The organism is Butyrivibrio sp. M55 (genome assembly GCF_900116865.1).
Classification (GTDB): domain Bacteria; phylum Bacillota; class Clostridia; order Lachnospirales; family Lachnospiraceae; genus Butyrivibrio.
In genome coordinates this window covers 39,586-56,676 of the sequence record NZ_FPCD01000011.1, presented here as the reverse complement: position 1 = coordinate 56,676, position 17,091 = coordinate 39,586, and the positions used below count along the sequence as shown (strand labels likewise).

At 42.7% G+C, this 17,091-nt stretch carries 14 protein-coding genes and 1 tRNA gene; all 15 read right to left on the bottom strand.

All coding sequences use genetic code 11. The features are described from left to right. The 15 genes from nusA to BM398_RS11980 all read right to left on the bottom strand — a co-directional run bounded on the left by nusA (position 1) and on the right by BM398_RS11980 (position 17,087). The gene (gene nusA, locus BM398_RS12050; RefSeq protein ID WP_092337886.1) at positions 1-1,212 is read right to left on the bottom strand and encodes a transcription termination factor NusA; all 1,212 of its coding nucleotides are present in this window, start codon (positions 1,210-1,212) and stop codon (positions 1-3) included. Positions 1,213-1,238: 26 nt separating this feature from the next. Then, positions 1,239-1,703, bottom strand: a complete 465-nt coding sequence (gene rimP, locus BM398_RS12045; protein WP_092337885.1) for a ribosome maturation factor RimP — start codon at positions 1,701-1,703, stop codon at positions 1,239-1,241. Between the two features lie 225 nt (positions 1,704-1,928). Then, a tRNA-Glu gene (locus BM398_RS12040) sits at positions 1,929-2,000 on the bottom strand. Between the two features lie 160 nt (positions 2,001-2,160). Beyond that, positions 2,161-6,690, bottom strand: coding sequence for a PolC-type DNA polymerase III (locus tag BM398_RS12035; RefSeq protein WP_092337884.1), 4,530 nt, complete (start codon positions 6,688-6,690; stop codon positions 2,161-2,163). Between the two features lie 54 nt (positions 6,691-6,744). Beyond that, positions 6,745-7,803: a flavodoxin-dependent (E)-4-hydroxy-3-methylbut-2-enyl-diphosphate synthase gene (ispG, locus tag BM398_RS12030; RefSeq protein ID WP_026655187.1), complete on the bottom strand. Its 1,059-nt coding sequence runs from the start codon at positions 7,801-7,803 to the stop codon at positions 6,745-6,747. Between the two features lie 20 nt (positions 7,804-7,823). Further along, a complete protein-coding gene (gene rseP, locus BM398_RS12025; RefSeq protein ID WP_092337883.1) occupies positions 7,824-8,876 on the bottom strand; it encodes an RIP metalloprotease RseP in 1,053 nt (350 codons plus the stop codon). A gap of 9 nt (positions 8,877-8,885) precedes the next feature. After that, entirely contained in the window at positions 8,886-10,037 is a 1,152-nt protein-coding gene (locus BM398_RS12020) for a 1-deoxy-D-xylulose-5-phosphate reductoisomerase (protein WP_092337882.1), read from the bottom strand. 104 nt (positions 10,038-10,141) lie between these two features. After that, positions 10,142-10,969, bottom strand: coding sequence for a phosphatidate cytidylyltransferase (locus tag BM398_RS12015; protein WP_092337881.1), 828 nt, complete (start codon positions 10,967-10,969; stop codon positions 10,142-10,144). 52 nt (positions 10,970-11,021) lie between these two features. After that, positions 11,022-11,747, bottom strand: a complete 726-nt coding sequence (locus tag BM398_RS12010; RefSeq protein WP_026655192.1) for an isoprenyl transferase — start codon at positions 11,745-11,747, stop codon at positions 11,022-11,024. 25 nt (positions 11,748-11,772) lie between these two features. After that, positions 11,773-12,324: a ribosome recycling factor gene (gene frr, locus BM398_RS12005; protein ID WP_026655193.1), complete on the bottom strand. Its 552-nt coding sequence runs from the start codon at positions 12,322-12,324 to the stop codon at positions 11,773-11,775. 33 nt (positions 12,325-12,357) lie between these two features. After that, complete coding sequence (pyrH, locus tag BM398_RS12000) at positions 12,358-13,050, bottom strand: UMP kinase (protein ID WP_092337880.1); 693 nt, start codon at positions 13,048-13,050, stop codon at positions 12,358-12,360. Between the two features lie 24 nt (positions 13,051-13,074). After that, complete coding sequence (locus tag BM398_RS11995) at positions 13,075-14,067, bottom strand: polymer-forming cytoskeletal protein (protein WP_242949809.1); 993 nt, start codon at positions 14,065-14,067, stop codon at positions 13,075-13,077. 36 nt (positions 14,068-14,103) lie between these two features. Continuing rightward, positions 14,104-15,057, bottom strand: coding sequence for a polysaccharide deacetylase family protein (locus BM398_RS11990; RefSeq protein WP_092337879.1), 954 nt, complete (start codon positions 15,055-15,057; stop codon positions 14,104-14,106). 116 nt (positions 15,058-15,173) lie between these two features. Beyond that, entirely contained in the window at positions 15,174-16,379 is a 1,206-nt protein-coding gene (locus tag BM398_RS11985; protein ID WP_026655197.1) for an NADP-dependent isocitrate dehydrogenase, read from the bottom strand. A gap of 27 nt (positions 16,380-16,406) precedes the next feature. Continuing rightward, entirely contained in the window at positions 16,407-17,087 is a 681-nt protein-coding gene (locus BM398_RS11980) for a GntR family transcriptional regulator (protein ID WP_092337878.1), read from the bottom strand. Positions 17,088-17,091: the final 4 nt, after the last annotated feature.

Below are 17,091 nucleotides of genomic sequence, written 5' to 3'. Positions count from 1 at the left end.
TTATTCCTCTGCGTCAGTGTCCTCTTCTACTTCAATTTCAGCATCTTCTGCTTCTTCAATATCGGCGTCGTCTACTTCTTCGATCTCGCCTTCTTCATACTCCTCATCGTAATCTTCTTCATCATCAAGATAATCTTCCATACGGAATCCGGGAGCATCCTTAGCCTGTGTTTCGCTCTTTATATCGATCTTGTAACCTGTAAGTCTTGCTGCAAGTCTTGCATTCTGACCTTCCTTACCGATTGCAAGTGAAAGCTGATAATCGGGAACGACTACCTTAGCACTCTTCTCATCGGGATCGGCAAATACGGCAACGATCTTTGCGGGTGAAAGAGCATTCTGAATGAGGTTACCGGGGTTCTCGTCCCAGTTGATAACATCTATCTTCTCGCCGTTAAGCTCATCTACGATAAGATTGACTCTTGCTCCGTTGACACCTACGCAAGCACCTACAGCATCAACATTCGGATTGTTTGAGTATACGGCGATCTTTGTACGGCTTCCTGCTTCTCTTGCGATACTCTTGATCTCTACTGTTCCATCCTGAATCTCTGCAACTTCCTGCTCAAAAAGTCTCTTTACAAGATCGGGATGAGTTCTTGAAACAAGAATTCTGGGTCCCTTTGAACCATTCTTAACTTCGAGGACATAAAGTCTGATTCTTGATGTAGGTTTGTAGAAACCTGATTTAGCCTCGCTCTCAACCTGCTCGTTCTCATTGAGAATAGCATCCGCACGACCAAGATTGATGCTGATATTCTTTCCGACATATCTCTGAATAACACCGGTAACGATATCATGCTCTTTCTTGTAATACTCGTTATATATAGCACCACGCTCTTCTTCACGGATCTTCTGAAGAATTACGTTCTTGGCATTCTGAGTAGCAATACGGCCGAACTCTTTGGAATTGAGCGGAACATTGACAATATCATCAACCTTGCTCTTCTTGCTGATCTTCTTGGCATCATCAAGAGAGATTTCAAGCATAGGATCCATAACATCATCTGCAGTTTCAACAACTGTTTTCTCAGCATAGCACTTGAAATCACAGTTCTCTCTGTCAACTTCTACCCTGATGTTCTCAGCCTTTCCGAAATTATTCTTGCAGGCTGTGACAAGAGAATTCTCAATAGCATCAAACAGAGAATCCTTGCTGATGTTCTTCTCCTTCTCCAAGAGGTCAAGGGCATCCATTAATTCTTTACTCATCGTAGTCTCCTTCTTTTTCGCCCGGATCAAAAATCCAGAGCAAGCTTAATAACTGATATTTCTTTTCTCAAAAAAGTTTCGTCTTTGTCATTTATAGTTACGGTAACCGAAGTGCTATCGTAGCTCTTAAGTATACCGGCAAACTCTTTTACTCCGTCAATTGCCTTGTAAAGCTTAAGCTCAACTTCCTTACCGAGACTGTTTTCAAAATGTCTGTCCTTCTTAAGCTGTCTTCCCAGTCCCGGACTGCTGACTTCAAGTGTATATGCATCCTCAATGAAGTCATCCACATCGAGCGCATCGGATAAAGCATGATTTACATTGACGCAATCGTTGATGTTAACTCCTTCGTCCTTGTCAATATATGCTCTGAGGTACCACTCTCCGGCTTCCTTCACATATTCGACATCATAAATCCTTACGCCGTTCGCCTCCGCAATAGGTGCAAGCAGTTCTTCTGTTTTCTTCTCGATATCTTCTTTCCTGGACATTCAATCTCCTTAAATTCAGATATTTCAAATTTCACTTCTTTATTTTTGCTGTCAATGAAATATGAAAAAATCCAAAACATGCAAAAAGTGGACTCGCGAAAGTCCACTCCTAAAATCAACTACATTATAACTTGCGTTGCGCTGTTTGTAAACAGCTACTTCAAAGAAAAAATCAAGTCGCAAAGGACTTGATCTCGGGTTGGGCTGTTATAATTCAACAGTCAGTACCTCGTAGCGGAATCGAACCGCTGATTCTGCCGTGAGAGGGCAGCGTCTTAACCGCTTGACCAACGAGGCTTAGTAGCTTTGTGTCAGCCGCTGTATCGCGGCGACTTGTTTATATTATCTCATAGTTTGAAATAATGCAAGCATTTTTTTTAATTTTTTCAAAAAAATTGAAAAAAAGTTTTGCAAGAGGCTGTATCAGCCGCACAGCCTCTTGCATTTTCCGCACTTTTTACCCCTTCATCAGATCGAAAATACTGATCTGGTTTGAATCGGGAATATCGCCCAGAAGTCCCATGTCAGCCATCTTGTCGATAACCGCCTGAGGGCACTTTGTTCTTTGTTTAAAGTCGTCCTTTGAAAGGAACGGGCCGTCCTTAGCTGCTTCGACAATCTGGTCCGCAGCTTTTTCACCCATTCCGTCTATACTGTTAAGAGCAGGCATGATCTTATCGCCGATTACCTGAAACTCTCTTGATTTAGCTTTAAAGATGTCTATCGGAAGGAATTCGATTCCTCTCTCGTACATCTCCTCAACAAGTCTCATGTCGCCGTATTCAGCCTGCTGAGCGTTGGTAAGCTCATCTTTCCTGTTGTTGTAATCACGCATAATACTGTGAAGGTGATTTTCACCCTGGCACATATGCTCATAGTTAAAGGCTTTCGCCCTTATACTGAACCACGCAGCATAGAACGCCTGCGGAACATAAACTTTAAAATACGCGATTCTCCACGCCATCATAACGTATGCGGCCGCATGCGCCTTAGGGAACATGTACTTGATCTTCTTACACGACCAGATGTACCAGTCCGGCACTCCTGCCGCAACCATGGCTTCTTCCATCTCGGGCTTAAGGCCTTTTCCCTTACGCACGGACTCCATAGTCTTGAAGGAAAGAGACTTATCCATGCCCTTCTGAATGAGATAGATCATGATATCGTCTCGACAGCAGATACATGTATCGATCGTCGCCTTACCTTCCTGAATAAGCGTCTGGGCATTTCCGAGCCAAACGTCCGTACCGTGTGAAAGTCCCGAAATCCTTATAAGATGGGACAATGACGTAGGTTTGGCATCGATAACCATCTGCATGGCAAAGTCTGTACCGAACTCGGGAAGTCCAAGGCATCCGAGCTTTGTTCCTCCGAGCTGCTCAGGCGTAACGCCAAGCGCGGTCGTATTCATAAACAGACTCATTACGTTTTTATCATCCAAAGGAACCAGCTTAGGATCAAGTCCCGTACAATCCTGCAAAAATCTTATCATCGTAGGATCATCGTGTCCCAGAATATCGAGCTTAAGCAGGTTGTGGTCGATCGAGTGGTAGTCGTAATGTGTCGTTATCGTTGCGGTTGTCATATCATTCGCGGGATGCTGCACAGGACAAAATGAGTTGATATCCTCTCCTACCGGCAAAACTATGATTCCACCGGGGTGCTGACCTGTACCTCTTCTGATACCCGTACATCCCTGAACAATTCTGTTAATCTCGCATTTTCTCTTACTTGAACCGATACCGTCGTAATATTTCTTTACGAAACCGTAAGCCGTCTTATCCGCAAGAGACGCGATTGTTCCGGCTCTGAAAGTCTGTCCGTAGCCAAAGATAACCTCTGTGTACTTGTGAGCCTTTGACTGATACTCACCGGAGAAGTTAAGGTCGATATCGGGCTCCTTGTCTCCCTTGAATCCAAGGAATGTCTCAAACGGAATATCAAATCCGTCCTTGTACAAAAGAGCTCCGCACTTGGGACATCTTTTATCAGGCATATCACAGCCCGAATTACCGCCGTATTTAAGCACTTCTTCCGAGTCAAAATCGCTGTATTTGCACTTAGGACACACATAATGCGGACTAAGCGAATTAACTTCCGTAATTCCCGATGTAAATGCAACGAAGGAAGATCCTACAGATCCACGGGATCCAACGAGATATCCGTCCTCATTTGACTTCCAAACGAGCTTCTGCGCGATAATATACATAACCGCGAAACCGTTCTTGATAATGGAATTAAGCTCTCTTTCAAGACGCTCCTGAACTATCTCTGGAAGATCGTCTCCGTAGATCTCATGAGCCTTGTCATAACAGATCTTGGTAAGGATCTCATCACTGTTCTCGATGACGGGCGCGCACTTATCGGGTCGTACCGGCGATATGCTGTCACACATATCAAGGATCATCCTGGTATTGTCTATTACGATCTCTTTTGCCTTGTCACCGCCCAGATAATCGAACTCAGCCATCATCTCGTCGGTTGTTCTAAGGTAAAGAGGCGATTCTTCCTCGTCGTTCATTCCCTTTCCGGCCATGATGATGGTTCTGTATATCTCATCCTCGGGATTAAGGAAATGCGCATCACAGGTAGCTACAACAGGCTTATTAAACTGTTCTCCGAGCCTTACTATCTCTTTATTTATATTCTTGATATCATCTTCGCTGTTTATATCTTCATATCTCTCGGAGTCGATCATAAAGCGGTTGTTTGCGACAGGCTGAATCTCAAGATAATCATAGAAATCAACAAGCCTTGCTATCTCTTCGGGAGGTCTTCCCTCTACAACCGCGCCGTAAAGTTCGCCCGCGCAGCAGGCACTTCCGACAATAAGACCTTCCCTGTGCTTTATAAGCTCGCTCTTTGGCACAAGCGGAAATCTTCTGAAATAGTCTACGTGCGACTCACTTACAAGTGTGTAAAGATTAACCCTTCCAAGCGTATTCTTCGCAAGGATAATGCAATGATTGGGGCGAAGGTGCCTGATCATCTCCTTTGTGGGCTTTCCGAGAATATTTACATCCGTAAGTGTCTCTGCCTTCTGCTCTTTTAGCATAGGCACGAATTTATTGAATATAAGCGCCGTACACTCGGCATCATCGACCGCTCTGTGGTGGTGTTCAAGAACAACTCCCAGAGTCTTTGCGACAGCATCAAGCGTATGCTTTGCCTGAAGCGGGAAAAAGTATCTTGAAAGCCACAAAGTATCGACTGTCGTGTAATCTGCGTCTATTCCCAGCTCTTTGCAGTTCTGATTGATGAAACTTATATCAAATCCTACATTGTGTCCTACAAGCACCGCATCCTTACAAAATTCAACAAATCGCGGTATTATAACCTCTCTTGTGGGAGCATCGATAACCATGTCATCCGTGATACTTGTAAGCTTGGTGATCCTGTACGGAATCGGAACCTCGGGATTTATAAACTCCGAGAATCTCTCAAGTATCTCGCCGTTTCTTACCTTTACGGCACCGATCTCGATTATCTTATTCTTAATGGGCGAAAAACCTGTCGTCTCAATATCAAATACAACAAAGGTTGTATCCTCGATAGGCTGTCCCTTGTCATTTACAACTATCTCCTTAAGGTCGTCAACGACATAAGCCTCAACTCCAAGGATCAGTTTAAAGAAATCCTGTCTCTCGATAGGCGGCTCTCCGGCCTCTTTTCTTCTCTTTTTCTCAGCAGAATAAAGATCTTCCCAGACATGATTTGCATCCGTAAGTGCCTGAACAACACCGTGGTCTGTAATGGCAATTCCGGGCATTCCCCATTTATAGGCCTGTTTAACTATATCTTTAACTTCGGAAACACCGTCCATATCGCTCATCTTGGTATGGCAGTGAAGTTCAACTCTCTTTACATCCGCTCTGTCGACACGTTTACTTGTAAAGTCAGGAATCTTCTTAACTCCCGCAACAGACTGAATGGAAAGCTCATGGTCAAACTTATCGACCGCCGCGATTCCCTTAAGCTTAATGAATGCGCCCATCTTGATATCTTTGGTTATCTCGGGAACATCCTCAGTCCTCACGAACATCTTTACAGTGATCGAATCAGTAAAGTCGGTTATATCAAAGATAAGAATACTCTTCTCGTTTCTGATATCTCTCTTATCAAAAAGAATTACCTTACCGTGAACACATACTTCTCCAAGTTCTCCGACAAGATCCGAAAGTTTCATCGTCTCATCATCAAAGTCTCTTCCGAAAATAACATCAGGATTATCCGACCTCTTGAAGCTTCCGCCAAAGTCTCTTTTTCCGCTCCATTTGCCCTTGGAGAATCCGCCTTCTTTTCCGGCAGGCTTTCCTGCGGGCTTTTCGACAGCAGCCTTCTTAGCAGAAGCCGCAGCCTCTTTTGCCGCCTCCTGCTCTTCTTTCTGCTTCTTCTTTTCCTCAGATCTTTGCTCAGCAGCCTCAAGTTTCTTGGCCATCTTAGCAGATTCCGCAGAATAATCCGGTTCTTCGGTTTCTTTTACGACCTCTATAAATTCGGGAGTTATGGACGCAGAAAGTCCGCATCTTTCATTGATGATCTTAGAAAGAACTCTCACAAGATCGGGCGCTTTTTTCTGTCCAACGACGCTGTCTTCAAGCTGAATGACGATATTTCCGTCCTCAGGATAAAGAAACTGCGCAGAACGAAAAAGACTATATTCCATATGGTCATAGTCTTTTAACTCAAGCTCGATACTGTCTTTGTAAATATCGATAAGATTCTTTGGCGTATACTGCGCCGAGAGAGAAAACTTCTCGTAAATCTTGACCGTAAGATCCTGATTTCCGAAAAACTGCTTCTTAATTCCCGTCTCGGCCTTTAAAATATCCGCCTTATCTATCAGATTTTTGCTCGATATATATACTCTTATAAAATCCTGCTTCCTTGTTGTCGAGACCTTATCAACCACGGTCTGTTCCATGATTTCTTTGGTCTTGGCATCAAGTTTAAGCGTAGGAAAAACCTCAAAAAAACTTTTTGACATCTACTCCCTCGCACGGTTATTACCGGTTCCCCAAAAAACTTCTTTTTATCCGAATCACTTCCAGTTATCAAGCTCTTCCTTGAGAACGGCAAGAAGTTCATCTTCTTTGACTTTCTTAATGATCTCGCCCTTCTTTATAAGGAGTCCCTCTCCTATTCCGCCTGCTATTCCAAGATCGGCTTCTTTAGCTTCTCCGGGGCCGTTTACGGGACATCCCATAACAGCGACCTTGATGTTAAGATTGGGATAGTTCTGAACAAGTGTCTCTGTCTGATTTGCAAGTGAAATAAGATCTATCTTGGTTCTTCCGCATGTAGGGCATGAAATAACTTCTATTCCGCCCTCTCTTATGCCGAGAGTTCTGAGAATTGCCTTTGCCGTCTTGATCTCTTCTACGGGATTACCCGAAAGCGATACTCTTATGGTATCTCCGATTCCCTGATTAAGGATTATTCCAAGTCCAACTGAAGACTTGATATTTCCGCCCCACAAAGTTCCGGCTTCAGTAATTCCAACATGAAGAGGATATCTGCATCTTTCCGCGAGAAGCTCATGTGCCTTTGCACACAGCATAACGTTTGATGACTTGATACTTACAACCATGTTGTCATAACCAAGTTCTTCGATTATACCGATCTTATCAAGAGCGCTCTCTACAAGCCCCTCTGCTGTTACACCGTGATATTTTTCTACAAGATCTTTTTCCAAAGAGCCGCTGTTAACGCCTACTCTTATGGGAATATTTCTCTCTTTTGCACATGAAACAACAGCAGCAATGCGGTCTTTTGAACCGATATTTCCGGGATTGATCCTTATCTTGTCAGCTCCGTTTTCCATGGCCGCAATAGCCATCTTGTAATCAAAATGAATATCTGCGACAAGAGGAATGCTTATCTGCTTCTTGATCTCTTTTACAGCATCTGCGGCTTCCTGTGTGGGAACGGTACATCTTATGATGTCACATCCCGCAGCTTCAAGCTCATGAATCTGGGCAACGGTCGCCTTAACATCCTCTGTTCTTGTATTTGTCATTGACTGGATGAGAATAGGATTGCCTCCTCCTATTACTCTGTCTCCGATCTTTATTACTTTAGTATTATCTCTGTATGCCATAATAAGTCTCCTAACAATAATTATCTGGTGAACTTAGTTATATCGTTAAATAACACAAATACCATAAGTGCAATAAGAAGCATCATTCCAACCATGTGAACAATACCTTCTTTCTCGGGTGGAACGGGCTTTCCAAATATAACCTCGATAAACTGGAATACAAGTCTTCCACCGTCAAGTGCAGGAAAAGGAAGAAGATTCATAATTCCGAGGTTTACGGAAAGAAGCACCGTAAGCGACAGCATCACGACAAAAACAGCCGATACGCCGTATGGCTTAACTTCTTCATAAGTTTCGTCGACTATCTTGACCATTCCGACAGGTCCCGAAACATCATCTTTTGAGAGCTTACCCCTAACCAAAAGTGCAAGACTTCTGTAAGTTGCCTTAAAATTATATCTTACCGTGTACCATGCATACTTAAGAGATTCAGGTCCCTTAACGTCTTTATATTCACCGAGATACACGCCCATATAATAGCGCTTATTTTCATCGCTGTACTTAGGAGTGAGCACAGTCTTCTTAACTTCGCCGTTTCTGTCATATACGATGTCCATAGGTGACCCTTCGGCAAACTGGGAAATAAGCATTACTTCAGATGACATGTAAACCTTCTCGCCATCAATACTTATAATCCTGTCACCTGCTTCCATTCCGGCTTCCTGAGCTGCCGAATCTTCAGTGAGTGCCTTTACCGTAGGCAGATCCCACGGAGATAAGTTCACCAAAACAACCGCAAGGATATAAGCAATTATAAAGTTTGCAAACGGTCCTCCGAACAAAGTAGCAATTCTGCGCCACACAGGTGCGTGTAAAAAAGAATGTTCATCATATCCTTCTTTTTCTTCTTCAACGGGATCCATACCGTCAAATACACACGCCCCGCCTATAGGAAGAAGCTTTATGCTGTAAAGAGTATCTCCTTTTTGTTTCTTCCAAATTGTCGGTCCCATCCCGATAAAGAATTCATTTACACGAATTCCTCCGGACTTAGCGATTATAAAATGTCCAAATTCGTGAGATGTCACCAAAACTCCGAATATTATAAAAAATATTATTATACTTGCTATCATTATCTATCCTCAAATTCCGTATTTTGTACCGAGGAAGTCATATGTTTCTTTCTCGGCATCAAGTATTGCCGCCACATCGGGATTCTCGATCTTGTTGTGATGTGTCATGGCTTCTTCTATCATATCGTATATTTCAAGGTATCTGATATCACCCTTTAAAAATCTGCGAACTGCCATCTCATTTGCCGCATTAAATACAGTCGGCATGCTGCCTCCCGCATATGCGGAATCAAACGCAAGCTTAAGCCCCCTGAAAGTATCCGTATCGGGCTTTTCAAAAGTAAGGCTACCAAGTTCAAAAAGATCAAGCCTCTTTTCCGCCATAGGACGTCTGTCCGGGTAAAAAAGCGCATATTGAATCGGGAGTCTCATATCAGGAACTCCGAGTTGCGCAATAACAGCACCGTCTACATACTGAACAGCACTGTGAACTATGCTCTGGGGATGAACCAGAACTTCGATATTATCAAGACTCACATCAAAAAGCCATCTTGCTTCCATGACTTCTAGTCCCTTATTTACAAGAGACGATGAATCTATTGTTACCTTGGGTCCCATATCCCAGTTGGGATGTTTCAAGGCATCTGCTGCAGTCATTGCAGCAAGTTCTTCTCTCTTCTTTCCTCTGAAAGGGCCACCGCTTGCGGTAAGAAGGATTTTCTCAACCTTATCTTTCGGCTGTCCTACAAGAGACTGGAATATAGCGCTGTGCTCGCTGTCTACGGGAAGAATCTGTACATTTTTCTCCTTGGCAAGCGGCATAATGATATGTCCTGCGCATACCAAAGTCTCCTTGTTTGCAAGTGCAATATCCTTGCCGCATTCAATCGCCTTTATAGTGGGTCTTATTCCGATCATTCCTACAACTGCCGTAAGAACAGTATCTGCTTCGGGAACGGAAACCATCTCAAGAAGTCCGTCCATTCCCGACATAACCTTAATTCCTGTATCCGCAATCTTCTCAGCAAGCTCTTTGGCCGCTTCGGGATCAAACATGCAGACATACTTAGGGTTAAATTCCCTCACCTGCTGCTCTACTTCATTAACTCTCTTATTTGCCGCAAGTCCCACAACTTTAAGTTCATCTTTATTATTTCTTACAACATCAAGAGTCTGTGTTCCTATAGATCCTGTAGATCCAAGTAATACTATACTACGCATTTTTTCTCCTAATATAAACGAATGGATTTTATCGCATTAAATCAAACATTTTCTATCAACGAACAAAGAGCCGCTTTGATTTACTGCGACTCTCTGATGTCTTCTTATTCAATAAGCGGCACTAATACTGCGGCCAAAAAATATACACAAGGTATTACGAATATTACACTGTCAAAACGATCCATAATACCGCCGTGTCCCGGAATAACATTTCCGTAATCCTTGATCTTATGATCTCTCTTTATTCCGGATGCAAGAAGGTCGCCCAACTGCCCGATTATACTTCCGACAAAAGTGATGATTATCATCACAAAAAGGAATTCGATACTATATATCTTTCTAAGATAAATTACAAAACCAATAACGAATCCAACAACAACCGAGCCGACAACGCCACCTATAGCGCCTTCAACCGTCTTCTTAGGTGAAAGCTCGGGTGCAAGCTTGTGCTTACCAAATGCTCTTCCTGAAAAATATGCACATGTATCGCACACCCAGGCAATAAAAGGAACCCAGGCAAAAATCCATCCATAATCGGGACGAATTCTCAAAAGAAATACAAAAGACATATTTACAGGAGAATAAACAAAGCTAAAAAATGCCGACATTGCCTGCGTTGATGTAAACCTTGGGAATGTCAGAACATAACATGCCATTATTAAGAAAAAAGCAAACATCAAAGAAAAAATATAATACCTGTAATCTCTTATCATTATCATTTGAAGATAATGCACTACTATCGATATGTATCCGCATATCTCAAGCGGATTATATTTGGTTCCGCAGTCATGGACTCCGGTAGCTTTTGTAAGTTCGTTATAACTGATAAGTGAAACAGCAAACAAAACTGCTGCCAGAAAATACCCCCCGGAAATTAGAACCGCTGCCAGCACGACGGCAATAACGATTCCGCTAATCACTCTCGTTTTCAATACACTAACCCCGCCTATTCATTCAATTCCATTGGGATCACAGTACACTGTACTAAATCTGATCCTGCTTGAGACCTCCGAATTTACGGTTTCTGTTTCCATATGCTTCTACTGCTTTTTCAAGCTCTGCCTTGTTAAAATCAGGCCATGCCACAGGAGTAAAATAGAACTCCGTGTAAGCGAGCTGCCACAATAAGAAGTTTGATACTCTCTGCTCGTTGCAGGTCCTTATCAAAAGATCCGGATCAGGCATATACTCGGTATCAAGATTGGAAGCTATCATTTCTTCTGTAATATCAGAGGGATCAAGTTCTCCATTTTTTACCTTGTCTGCAAGTTTGATAAAGGATCTTCTGATCTCGTCTCTGCTTCCGTAATTGATAGCAATTGTAAATGTAAGTCCGGTATTTTCTGCGGTTGTCTTCTCAAGATTCTCGATTGCCTCGATGATATCCTTTGCGAGAAGACTTCTGTCGCCGATAACACGACATCTCACATTATTTTTCATTGACTTCTTTATACTTGTCTTAAGGTAATTACGAAGGAGCATCATGAGGGCAGAAACCTCTGCCTCAGGACGACTCCAGTTTTCTGTTGAAAAAGCATAAACCGTAAGGTACTTGATGCCCATATCCTTGGCATCATACAAAATATCCTCAACAGCCTTTGCTCCCTGCAAATGTCCGGCATTTCTGGGAAGCCCCTTTGCCTTGGCCCATCTTCCGTTTCCGTCCAGAATTATCGCAACATGTGCAGGTATATTTTTATTTTCTTCCATAACTAAATTTCCTATTTACGGGAAATCACACTGTCATGACTTCCTTGTTCTTATCTTCTACAGCAGCATCAATATCCTTGATAAACTTATCTGTTACTTTCTGAAGTTCATCATTAAGATCGTTGATCTCATCCTCAGATACATCTGAGCCCTTAAGCTTCTTAAGAGCATCATTGCCGTCACGTCTTACGTTTCTGACTGCAACCTTGGCATCTTCACCCTTCTTACGGATATCCTTTGCAAGCTGTTTTCTTCTCTCCTCTGTAAGCTCAGGGAAAACAAGTCTGATAACAGCACCATCGTTGCTTGGAGTAATTCCAAGATCCGATGTCATGATTGCTTTCTCGATATCCTTAATAAGTGTCTTGTCCCAGGGTGCGATCTGAATGATACGCGCTTCCGGAACTGATACGTTACCAACCTGCTGAAGAGGTGTAGGTGTTCCGTAATAATCAACCTTTATCTTGTCAAGCACGTGGGGATTGGCTCTTCCGGCACGGATAGAAGCCAGCTCCTCCTTGAGAAAATCATAAGATTTCTGCATCTTGTCACTATATTCTTTAATTCTTTCGTTCATATTATGCCTCCGTTATTTCATTAGACCAAAACGTCAAACAGTAACAGTTGTACCGTTAAAGTTGCCGCTGGCGGCGTTTACAATACTTTTTTCCTCCTGAAGAGCAAATACTCTCATAGGAATCTTGTTATCTCTTACCATTATCGAAGCTGTCATATCAACAACCTGCAGATTCTGGGCAATAACTTCATCGATAGAAATCTCGTCATATCTCTTTGCATTCGGATTCTTGGCAGGATCGCTGTCATATACACCGTCAATGGCCTTGGCGAGTAATATATAATCTGCTTCTACCTCGATCGCACGAAGTGCGACACCTGTATCCGTTGAGAAATAGGGATGTCCCGTACCTCCGGCAAAGAATACCACCATTCCCTTTGCGAAATATTTGTTTGCTCTGTCTTTAGAAAAGAGCTTGGTAAATGAGCCACATTCAAAAGGAGTCAGTATATTTGTCATCATTCCTTCACTTCTGAAAATCTCAGAAACATAGATGCAGTTCATTATGGTTGCAAGCATACCGATCTGATCCGCTTTTACACGGTCGATATTTTCGCTGGTTCTTCCTCTCCAGAAATTACCGCCTCCGATAACGATTCCAACCTCTGTTCCTTTCTCGGTAAGTTCTTTAACCTGAAGAGCAACCTTTCTGACAGTTTCCTCGTCAAATCCTGTCTTCTTGTCGCCTGCGAGTGCTTCACCACTAAGTTTTAATAATATTCTCATAATCTCTCCATATGCTTTTATTACTTATCTGTTTTTAAGTCCCTCGAAGAACTCTGAAGGATTAACATCAGCATATGCCTGTGAGCACATACCTTCAATAACGGCTCCGTTATTGATCTGCACTGACTGAGACTTGATGTTACCCATAACAATTGCAGTTGTATCAAGAACAACCGGTCCGTGAACGTCGATATCGCCCTTAACAGCGCCTGCGATAACAGCACTTGAACCGAAGATGTTTCCTACGATAACAGTACTCTGTCCAACCTTTACGCTACCTTTACTCTTAACCTCACCTGTAATTCTTGCTGACTCTGCATAGATCTCAGCTGCATCGGAATCACCTGTGATCTCACCTGTAACATTGAGCTTTCCAAGGCACTTTACATTACCGTTGATCTTACCGACAAGATCAAGAGATCCTGTTGTCTGCAAATCTCCTGTAAGCACCATTCCTTCTGTAATGCTGGCTGTTTCATCTGTAGGTGTCTGCTGATCAAATTCCATAGTTTCTTCTCCCCCGTTATTAGTATTTTTATCTGTAGCATTGCTCTCTGCAATGTACTCGTCGATATTAGAATTATTGATAGCCTCAAGCGCGCTCATCGGCTCACCCTCTTTTACCTCTGACGCCGTCTGTGCTTCGATAAGCTGTTCAAGAGCACGCTCTTCGCTTATCTCCTCAGTCTGTTCCTCAGAAGTCCCTTCATTTAAATTTTCGTTATCGGCAGTTTCAGCACCGGAAGTCTCTTCCTCCGTTGCCTCTCCCGTTTCTTCAGAATTATCAAGAGTCTGCTCCGACTCTTCAGATAAACCTTCTTCCTTGTTCACCACATCATCAAGCTTGATTTCATCAAGACGATCAAGCATACTGTCAAGATCGACATCTTCCGGTCTTACAGTTCCCCCATCAACACTTTCCTTATCAAGAACCCTTGTTTCGTCAGCCTTATCATCAGGCATGAGTGTGTTAACTGCTTGGGATAAATCGCTCTTTAGCTCAGAAAAAAATCCCATTGTTTCTCCTCCGTTCACTTTTTCTTGTTAATACTTTTATTTGATATGTTGAACCGGTAACGTATTATCTGTTATCGGAACTATCACGGTATCATCCATAGCCTTGATATCTCTTATGATATCAGGCAAAGCGTCAACGGTACTACGCTTGTCTGCAGCGTCATGCATTAACACGATGCAGTGTTTGAATTTTGGGACATTATCTACTATATTAGCATAAATCGACTCTTTGGTGTTGCCCGCTTTGTCATCTTTCGCAGAAATATTCCAGTCATAGAAAGTGGCATCGGTTCCTTCCAAAAAATTCTCAAGCTCCTTGATATCAACCTTACTGACAGCATTGGAACTTCCTCCGGGAAATCTGTAATACTTGGCCCAGACACCCGTGGTCTCGTATAAAAATATTCTTAGTTTGTCAAAATCCTCTTTAAATGAATCCAGGGATGAGTAAATCTCACCATATTTGTGGCTGTAAGAATGCATCCCCAGCGTATGCCCTTCATCGACTATCCTCTTATAGGCGTCAACATACTTGGCATCGGGTTTTCCGCACACAAAAAAAGTGGCCTTTACATCATTCTCTTTTAAAATATCCAATATCTCTTCGGTATAAATACTGGGACCGTCATCGAAAGTAAGATATACATATCTTGTACCCTCGATATCCTCGGGATTAAGAGCTCCGCTGGTATCTACATCGGCATAATCCTGCTCAAAGCCTCCCGCCTCGGCATCCGGAACATTATCTTCATTAACATCCGGTTGCACGGCCGAAAGTATTGAAAGCTCGCTTCCATACCTCTGTCTGTACCATTCAAGATCTGCAGTGCTCTGTTTATACTTGGCATTTAACCTGTCATACCTTACTGAAAGAATAACACAGATACACGTGGGAATCAGACACGCCGCTACAACGGTTATCACAATCCCCCTGCGAAGACGTTTTATCTTTTTACTATATACTTTCTTTTTACGACTCCTATCCAACATCCGTGTGTGTCTCTTTCATACCGTAAATGTATAACCAGTGAATAGTATAGCATATAAACGCCGCTGCAAAAAGAGAAAAAATAAGAGCCTTCCAATAAATGAAAGGCTCTTTGCTATCATATTTTATTAAATTCTTCCGCGATCGCGTCAAGGAATTCTTCGCTTCCAAGTTTTACAGGATTGGGAAGTGATGTTATAAGCGCCAGATCGCCTGTCATGCGGCCGGACTCGATAACTGAAAGTGTTGCCTTCTCCATCTTGTCAGCCCATGCCATAAGCTCAGCGATTCCATCAAGTTCTCCTCTCTTACGAAGAGCACCTGTCCATGCAAAAATTGTAGCAACAGGGTTTGTTGATGTAGGCTCACCCTTTAAGTACTTGTAGTAATGTCTCTGTACAGTTCCGTGAGCAGCCTCATACTCATATACACCTGTAGGTGATACGAGAACAGATGTCATCATTGCAAGTGAACCGAACGCAGATGATACCATATCACTCATAACGTCTCCGTCATAGTTCTTACATGCCCAGATGAATCCACCCTTAGACTTCATAACACGTGCAACCGCATCATCGATAAGTGTGTAGAAATATGTTATACCGGCCTTTTCGAAATCAGCCTTAAACTCATTTTCAAATATCTCATCAAAGATTTCTCTGAATCTTCTGTCGTAAGTCTTGCTAATAGTATCCTTTGTACCGAGCCAGAGTTCTTTCTTCTCGGCAAGTGCATACTTAAAGCAGGCTCTTGCAAAGCTTCTGATAGAAGCATCTTTATTGTGAATCCCCTGGATGATTCCGGGCTCGTTAAACTCGTGAATTGTCTCTCTGATCTCTTTTCCGTCGGCACCCGTAAATACAAGTTCTGCTTTACCTGCACCGGGAACTCTTATCTCAACGTTCTTGTAAACATCGCCGTAAGCGTGTCTTGCAAGTGTGATGGGCTGCTCCCATGTTCTTACGTTGGGCTCGATTCCCTTAACCATGATAGGTGTACGGAAAACTGTTCCGTCGAGGATTGCTCTGATTGTTCCGTTAGGGCTCTTCCACATCTTCTTGAGCTTATACTCAGTCATTCTCTCGTTATTGGGAGTTATTGTAGCGCACTTAACGGCAACACCGTATTTAAGTGTAGCATTTGCACTGTCTACAGTAACCTGATCGTCAGTCTCATCTCTATATTCAAGTCCAAGATCGTAATATTCGCTCTTAAGATCTATATATGGAAGGATAAGCTTATCCTTGATCATCTTCCATAAAACTCTGGTCATCTCATCGCCGTCCATCTCAACGATGGGGGTAGTCATCTGAATTTTTGCCATGTTCGCCTTTCCTTTCAATCAATTTAATTATTCAAACATTTCAAGAAGTCCCTTGTCCACCATATTCTCATATGCATTGATCATATGCTGGTTAGCAAGTTCCTCCGCTTTATCAGGATTATTTTCCTTAATGGCTTCCATTATATATTTGTGCTCAACATTGGAAACCGCACCTCTGCTGCTTGAAAGAGTCTTCTGTCTGACTCTCCATACATACTGGTGATAATCCTTAAGAAGATGCTCAAGCATCTTTGAATTGCATGCTTCATATAAAATATTGTGGAAACGGTTGTCTAGTTCAGCCATCTGCTCCATATGACCTCTTGCAGCATGGAACTCCGCAAGGTATATGTTCTCTTCCATTTCCTCAAGCTGTTCTTTTGTGATATTCTCACAAGCCCATCTGGCGCAGAGTCCTTCGAGCTTTGATCTTATCATGTAGATATCTTCTATATCCTTGACTTTTATTCCCGTAACATAAGCGCCCCTGTTGGGAATTATCTGAATAAGTCCCTCAAGTTCAAGCTGTCTGAAAGCCTCTCTTACGGGGGTTCTGCTGACGCCAAGTTCCTGACCGATGGCAACTTCCTTAAGTTCCTCATGGTCCTTATACTTTCCGTTCAGAATGTCCTCACGAATTCTGTGAAACACTCTTCCTCTCAGGGAATACTTGTCCGTAACTTCATGTTTTAAGTCTTGATTTTCCATATTT

Bases quoted from the DNA above. Each gene is read 5' to 3' on its own strand.
- nusA (WP_092337886.1), bottom strand. From the start codon at position 1,212: ATGAGTAAAGAATTAATGGATGCCCTTGACCTCTTGGAGAAGGAGAAG.
- rimP (WP_092337885.1), bottom strand. From the start codon at position 1,703: ATGTCCAGGAAAGAAGATATCGAGAAGAAAACAGAAGAACTGCTTGCA.
- BM398_RS12035 (WP_092337884.1), bottom strand. From the start codon at position 6,690: ATGTCAAAAAGTTTTTTTGAGGTTTTTCCTACGCTTAAACTTGATGCC.
- ispG (WP_026655187.1), bottom strand. From the start codon at position 7,803: ATGGCATACAGAGATAATACTAAAGTAATAAAGATCGGAGACAGAGTA.
- rseP (WP_092337883.1), bottom strand. From the start codon at position 8,876: ATGATAGCAAGTATAATAATATTTTTTATAATATTCGGAGTTTTGGTG.
- BM398_RS12020 (WP_092337882.1), bottom strand. From the start codon at position 10,037: ATGCGTAGTATAGTATTACTTGGATCTACAGGATCTATAGGAACACAG.
- BM398_RS12010 (WP_026655192.1), bottom strand. From the start codon at position 11,747: ATGGAAGAAAATAAAAATATACCTGCACATGTTGCGATAATTCTGGAC.
- frr (WP_026655193.1), bottom strand. From the start codon at position 12,324: ATGAACGAAAGAATTAAAGAATATAGTGACAAGATGCAGAAATCTTAT.
- pyrH (WP_092337880.1), bottom strand. From the start codon at position 13,050: ATGAGAATATTATTAAAACTTAGTGGTGAAGCACTCGCAGGCGACAAG.
- BM398_RS11995 (WP_242949809.1), bottom strand. From the start codon at position 14,067: ATGGGATTTTTTTCTGAGCTAAAGAGCGATTTATCCCAAGCAGTTAAC.
- BM398_RS11990 (WP_092337879.1), bottom strand. From the start codon at position 15,057: ATGTTGGATAGGAGTCGTAAAAAGAAAGTATATAGTAAAAAGATAAAA.
- BM398_RS11985 (WP_026655197.1), bottom strand. From the start codon at position 16,379: ATGGCAAAAATTCAGATGACTACCCCCATCGTTGAGATGGACGGCGAT.
- BM398_RS11980 (WP_092337878.1), bottom strand. From the start codon at position 17,087: ATGGAAAATCAAGACTTAAAACATGAAGTTACGGACAAGTATTCCCTG.